Annotated in this window: 4 protein-coding genes and 1 pseudogene; 1 reads left to right on the top strand and 4 read right to left on the bottom strand. The window is 60.6% G+C overall.

Annotated elements, in window-relative coordinates; genetic code table 11:
• From GT613_RS15450 to GT613_RS05375, 3 genes and pseudogenes are all read right to left on the bottom strand, one after another.
• Window positions 1–155 (bottom strand): annotated as a pseudogene (locus GT613_RS15450) (electron transfer flavoprotein subunit alpha/FixB family protein); the annotation flags it as partial.
• 18 nt (window positions 156–173) lie between these two features.
• Entirely contained in the window at window positions 174–923 is a 750-nt protein-coding gene (locus tag GT613_RS05380; RefSeq protein ID WP_009609244.1) for an electron transfer flavoprotein FixB, read from the bottom strand.
• A gap of 38 nt (window positions 924–961) precedes the next feature.
• Entirely contained in the window at window positions 962–2,116 is a 1,155-nt protein-coding gene (locus tag GT613_RS05375) for an acyl-CoA dehydrogenase family protein (protein ID WP_161172546.1), read from the bottom strand.
• 396 nt (window positions 2,117–2,512) lie between these two features.
• On the opposite strand from GT613_RS05375, the gene GT613_RS05370 reads away from it, so the two are divergent.
• Window positions 2,513–3,172 carry a TetR/AcrR family transcriptional regulator C-terminal domain-containing protein gene (locus tag GT613_RS05370; RefSeq protein ID WP_161172545.1) on the top strand — a complete coding sequence of 220 codons (660 nt, stop codon included), beginning with the start codon at window positions 2,513–2,515 and terminating at the stop codon, window positions 3,170–3,172.
• Window positions 3,173–3,253: 81 nt separating this feature from the next.
• Here the strand turns inward: GT613_RS05370 and GT613_RS05365 are convergent, their stop codons facing one another.
• Window positions 3,254–4,738 (bottom strand): aldehyde dehydrogenase family protein, encoded by a 1,485-nt coding sequence (locus tag GT613_RS05365; RefSeq protein ID WP_009609300.1) that lies wholly within the window; start codon window positions 4,736–4,738, stop codon window positions 3,254–3,256.
• Window positions 4,739–5,639: the final 901 nt, after the last annotated feature.

Raw genomic sequence — 5,639 nt, 5'->3', positions numbered from 1 at the left:
GTCCCTTCCGGCACGGAGATGCGGGCGATCTTATCGGCGACGGCCTCGGGGGCCTCGCCGAAGGAGACGAGCACGACCTCGTCGGCCATGGTGCGGGCGCCGGCGCAAAGCTCCCGAGCGGCATCCGCGCGTTCAGCGATAACGAGTGCTTTCATTGTGGTTCCACCTTTCGACTACAGGGCCGCTTTGAGGGCCGCCGCGAACTTCTCGATCGCCCCGTCCTCGGAGGCGTCCATGACCTCGAGCTTGCGCTCGGCCTGCTCGGGGGCCTTGCAGGACAGGACCTCGAGGGCGCTCTCGTAGGCGCCGTCGGCGCCGGCCACGCCCATCGGCTTCTTGCCGGCGGCGAGGATGTCCTTCATGCCGGGGATGCGGGGCAGCGCGATGTCGGGAGCGACCGACACGACGCACGGCAGCGGCGCCTCGACGACCTCCACCACGTCCTCGAGCGTGCGCTCGACCGTGACCGAGCCGGAGCCCGCCTCGATCTTCGTCGCGCCGTTGACGGAGGGCAGCCCCAGACGCGCGGCCAGCTGCACGTCCACCTGCTGCGCGTAGTCGTCGGCGGAACCGTCGCCGCACAGGATCAGGTCGTACTCGCCCGCCTTCGCCACCAGGTCGGCCAGCGCGGCGGCAGCGGCATGCGCGTCAAGGCCCTTGCACGCGTCGTCGGCCGTCATGTACAGCTCGTCGACGCCGCGGGCGAGGATGTTCTTCTTCAGCTTGGAGTCGTCGATGTCGGCAGGGCCCGCCGTCACCGCCACCACGCGCCCGCCGTCAGCCAGCTGGGCGGCGGCCTCGATGGCGTTCAGGTCGTAGGCGGACACGATCGGCTTGGCCTTCGAGTAGTCCAGTGTGCCGTCGGCGGCAACCTGGATATCCTGGTCGTCGGGAACGACCTTGCAGCAAACCACGATGTTCATGCTTACCTTCCTTTCGTTCTACATTCAGAGGATGGCGCTTATGCGCGGTATTTCTTCGCCACCTGACGACCGGCAATGTACGCCATGATTTCAGGCGTACCGCCACCGAACAGGTTGCCACGGCAATCAGCCCAGATGCGCCCAACGCGCACTTCGGTCGTATAGCCGATACCGCCGAAGATAGACAGCGCCATGTCAGCGACGTTAAAGCACTCCGTGCAGCCGTAACGCTTCAACAGGGCAGAGTCGAGCTGCACTGAAACGTCGTTGTCGAGCTCCCACAGCGTTTTGTACAGCATATTGCGGGTGTTCTGCAGGCGGATCTCCATTTCAGTGAGCTTCTCCTGCGTCATCTGGAAATTGGCAATGGGCTTGTTGAAGGCGATGCGCTGGTTGGCGTACGTCACCGCGTCTTCCATGGCGGCCTGAGCGAGGCCAAGCTGCTCGGCAACCAGCAGAGCACGCTCCACCTCGAAATTCTTCATGACCATCATAAAGCCCTCGCCCGGCGTGCCGACGCGATCCTCTTCCGTCAGCACCACGTCGTCGAAATACACCTCGCAGAACGGGATGCACTGCTGGCCGATCTTATGCAGGCCAGCCGTGGAAACGCCCTGACGATCCATCTCGATCATCCACAGCGACATCTTGTCGTTCTCTCGTGACGGATCTTCGTCTTTGGCCACGACGATGGTGTACGGAAGCTTGGCCCCCATGGTCACCCACGTCTTCTGCCCGTTCAGACGATACGTCCCGTCATCCTGCTTTTTGGCCGTGCACGACATGTTGCGGTTGTCAGAGCCGGCACCGGGCTCGGAGATGGAAAGCGAGCACAGCGGCCATCCGGTTTCCATGTACGCGTCCATGTACTTTTGAATCTGCTCCGGCGTGCCGAATTCGACGATATCGAACGCCGTGAGGGAGTTCTGATACAGGATATGGTTGCACCCGCTGGAGTGATACAGCTCCTCGATCATCATGCCGAGCGTGACCTTGTCGCAGGGAATTCCACCGTATTCCTCGGGGATGCCCATAAGACCGAAGCCCGCATCGCGATACGCCTCGGCGATCTCGTCAGGCATGTCGCCAGTCTCGTACATCTCTTTGATGACGTCCTCGGTGAAATACCGATCGCAGAACTCGCGAACGCTTTCCAGGAGCAGCTCTTGCTCGTCGGTCATAGCAAAGTCCATGGTATCCTCCTCGTAAGGGTTTCATAGGCGCCTCTTGAACCGTCGACTCGTTCCCGACGGATCCTGCTGCAAGCATACGCTCGCCATCACTCGTCATGGATACCCAAATACTTCGATCTGTTGCAATATTTAGTCGCGTAACGGACATCGACCCGTTTTCGTCCGACTTTGCGAAGGGAAACTGCAGTTACAAGGGAAGAGACATAGAGAGAATCTATGGGGAGGCGGCTAATTCATAGAGAAAGCCCGTACAACACGACTCATCGCATACCAACATATCGTCGTTTCTGTCTAACACTTCACCAAAAACCTCGTATAATCAACAACAGGCAACCGGCGAGGAAATCCGCAGAGAGCCTACCGGAAGAACCGCGCTCCACGTACAAGGAGGTCGTCATGGGCTCGATGAACACCATGTCGCTCATCGCAGAAACGTTCGTGTCGCTTACCGAGCACGAGCCCCCCGAAAAGATAGCCGTATCGGATATCGTTGCCGCTTCGGGGAAGAACCGCAAAACCTTCTACTATCATTTCGTCGACAAGAATCATCTCATCGCCTGGATATTCCGTTGCGATTTAGGAATGTTGCTCCGTAAACGCTTCGACGAGAACCTGTTGGTGTACGAACACGATGAAACAGGGAAAGACCCGCTCGCGCAGCATCCTTACTATATGTTCAACAAGAAGGGCGTGAGATCGCTTGATCAGGCAGGATTTTTTCAGACGCTGGCCGACTGTTTCGAAGCCCGAAGGAGCTATTACGCCAAAGTGCTACACGACAGCGGGCAGAACAGCCTTCGAGACTACCTGTACCGGCTTTACGTGCCCGCCCTCAAAGACGACGTGCGTTTCATTTTAAGCAACCGCCACCTTAGGGAAGAGAGCGTTGATTTCCTTGCCGAGATCTACACGGGAGCGTTTTTGTCCTATCTTATCGGCCAGACGGTCAATCCGAAGAAGCACGACATCATGGAAGGCGTGGGGCCGTTTTGCAATATCGTTCACTCATCGCTTGAGAACGAGATCAAAGAGCAGCAACTCAGACGCATGCTGTAGACCGAACACGCAATAAACGACAGAACGTGAAGCAGGCGACCCGAAGGCCGCCTGCATACAGTAAGAGCTATCGAATGCGCATTACTTCGCCGGGTAGAAGCCGCTCGGCTCTTCGCCCAGGTTGATCATGATGTTCTTCGTCTGGGTGTAGTGCTCGAGCATCACCTTGTGCGTCTCGCGGCCGATGCCGGACTCCTTGTAGCCGCCGAACGGCGCACCGGACGGAATCTGGTTGTAGGTGTTCACCCACATGCGCCCGGTCTTGACGCCCTGCGCAACGCGGAAGGCGCGGTTGATGTCGCGGGTCCAGACAGCGCCGCCCAGACCGTACACCGAGTCGTTGGCCAGGTCGATGACCTCCTGCTCGTCCTTGAACTTGATGACCACGGCCACGGGCCCGAAAATCTCTTCCTGGGCAACGCGGCAGGAGTTGTTCGGCACCTCGATGAGCGTCGGCTTCAGGAACGCGCCCTTGGCGAGCTCGCCCTCGGTCGCACGCTCCCCGCCGCAGAGAACGCGGCCGCCCTCCTGCTTGGCGATCTCGACGTACTCGAGAATCTTGTTCATCTGGTTTTGGTCGATCTGGCTGCCCATCTGGGTGTCATCCTCCCAAGGCAGGCCAACCTTCACCTTGCCGAACGCCTCGCACGCGTCCTGCACGAACTTGTCGTAGATGTCCTCGTGCACGAAGATGCGGCTGCCGGCGCAGCATACCTGGCCCTGGTTGAACAGGATGCCCAACTGGATGCCGTCCAGCATCATGTCCCACTTGGCGTCGGGGAAGATGATGTTGGCGGACTTGCCGCCCAGCTCCAGCGTGGCCGGGATAAGGCGCTCGGCCGCTGCGCGAGCGACATCGCGGCCCACTTCGGTGGAACCGGTGAAGGCCAGCTTGCTGATCTTCGGGTTGTCGAGGATGTACTGACCCGACTTCGAGCCGCGGCCCGTGACCACGTTGAACACGCCGGCCGGGATGACGCCCTCGGTGAGCTTCGCCAGCTCGAGCACCGTAAGCGAGGTCGTGGACGAGGGCTTGAACACCGTGCAGTCGCCGGCGGCCAGCACGGGGGCCAGCTTCCAAGCCGCCATAAGGAACGGGAAGTTCCACGGCACGATCTGACCGACGACGCCGATGGGCTCGTGCAGCACGAGCGACATCATGTTGCCCGGAAGCATGTCGGCCTCTCCCGTATCGGCCAGCAGCACGCCGGCGAAGTAACGGAAATGATCGACCGAGTACGCCACGTCGATGGCGCGCGTCTCGCGAATGGGCTTGCCGTTGTCCAGCGACTCCAACAAAGCGAGCTTCTCGGCGTTCTCTTCGATGAGGTCGGCCACCTTGTTCAAGATAATAGCGCGCTCGGCCTTCGTGGTCTTGCTCCAGGTTTCGAACGCCTCCCAAGCAGCGTCGACCGCGCGGTCGACGTCTTCCTTGGTGGCATCGGCAATAACGGAAAGCTGTTCACCGTTGGCGGGGCAGTACACGTCGAGCGTGCCGCCGTCCGACGCGTCGACCCATTCGCCGCCGATGTAGAGCTGATAGGATTTCTGAGCAGGGTTGTTCATGGGTACTTCCTTTCGCATGAGTGTTGCATGCCGCTTCCCGCCCCCGCCTTCGCACCGTCTCCCAACGCGCATCCGGCGGCGGGCGACGCATCGCATGCCCGCTGCGCGGCCCCTAAGGCCGTTGCCATGAAGATACACCCTTGCGCGTCGAACCGCCGTCCTCGTTGCCAACTGTTTACACGAACGGTACTGTTTCCTCGATTGGTGCACCATGGGTAACAATTACGGAACAGAGGACGTTCGCGAGCGGCATTCGGAAGGGAGCGAACGGTAGAGACGAGAAAACGTCGAACGAGGGTCCGCAACGTACCTGAGCGGAATCGAGCCCAAAGGCCGCCCTCCCCCGGCAATCGTCTCGGCAGGCGCCGACGCAACCCGCCGGATCGGCCGTTGCGCGCCGCCGTGCGATCCTGACCTCGCTTCAGCAGCGGAATCGAGCACCGCCAAGCGAGCCCAACGTCGTTTCAGCAGCGGAATCGGACACCGACTCACAAAAGTCACCGCTGTGAAGCTCGATGCAAGGGAAACCGCCGCCGTCGCGATCACTGACCTGCGCAAACGCGCGACATGCAAGATCGGAAGGATGCCGAATGCCATCCCTGGGCGCTTCAGAGCCCGGATCCCTCTTCACAGCGGTGACTTTTGTGACTCCGCTAAGGGCTTTCCTGTTAAACACGGGCAGCAGACGGGCGAAGCGGCATCCGGCTTCCGCAGGCCTTCTTCCACGCTGCGATGGCTTCAACCCGAAAGGAACGTTACAGCGCGTTCAGGCCCCTTCCTCATGGAGAGCATCGAGCGCACCGAGGCACGCTCGCACGCCGTTTTCAAGCGCCGAGCTCAATGGAAGGCCGCTTCGCACCGAGCTCCTCCGGAAACGACGGCGGCCCGTCCGAGGACGGGC

Origin of the sequence: Eggerthella sp. BIOML-A4, from assembly GCF_009875575.1 — a bacterium.
GTDB lineage: Bacteria > Actinomycetota > Coriobacteriia > Coriobacteriales > Eggerthellaceae > Eggerthella > Eggerthella lenta.
This window is presented reverse-complemented; position numbering and strand designations above follow the sequence as displayed.

What these genes read in the sequence shown, in the direction of transcription:
- GT613_RS05370 (WP_161172545.1), top strand. Translation starts at nt 2,513, where the DNA reads ATGGGCTCGATGAACACCATGTCGCTCATCGCAGAAACGTTCGTGTCG.
- GT613_RS05375 (WP_161172546.1), bottom strand. Translation starts at nt 2,116, where the DNA reads ATGGACTTTGCTATGACCGACGAGCAAGAGCTGCTCCTGGAAAGCGTT.
- GT613_RS05380 (WP_009609244.1), bottom strand. Translation starts at nt 923, where the DNA reads ATGAACATCGTGGTTTGCTGCAAGGTCGTTCCCGACGACCAGGATATC.
- GT613_RS05365 (WP_009609300.1), bottom strand. Translation starts at nt 4,738, where the DNA reads ATGAACAACCCTGCTCAGAAATCCTATCAGCTCTACATCGGCGGCGAA.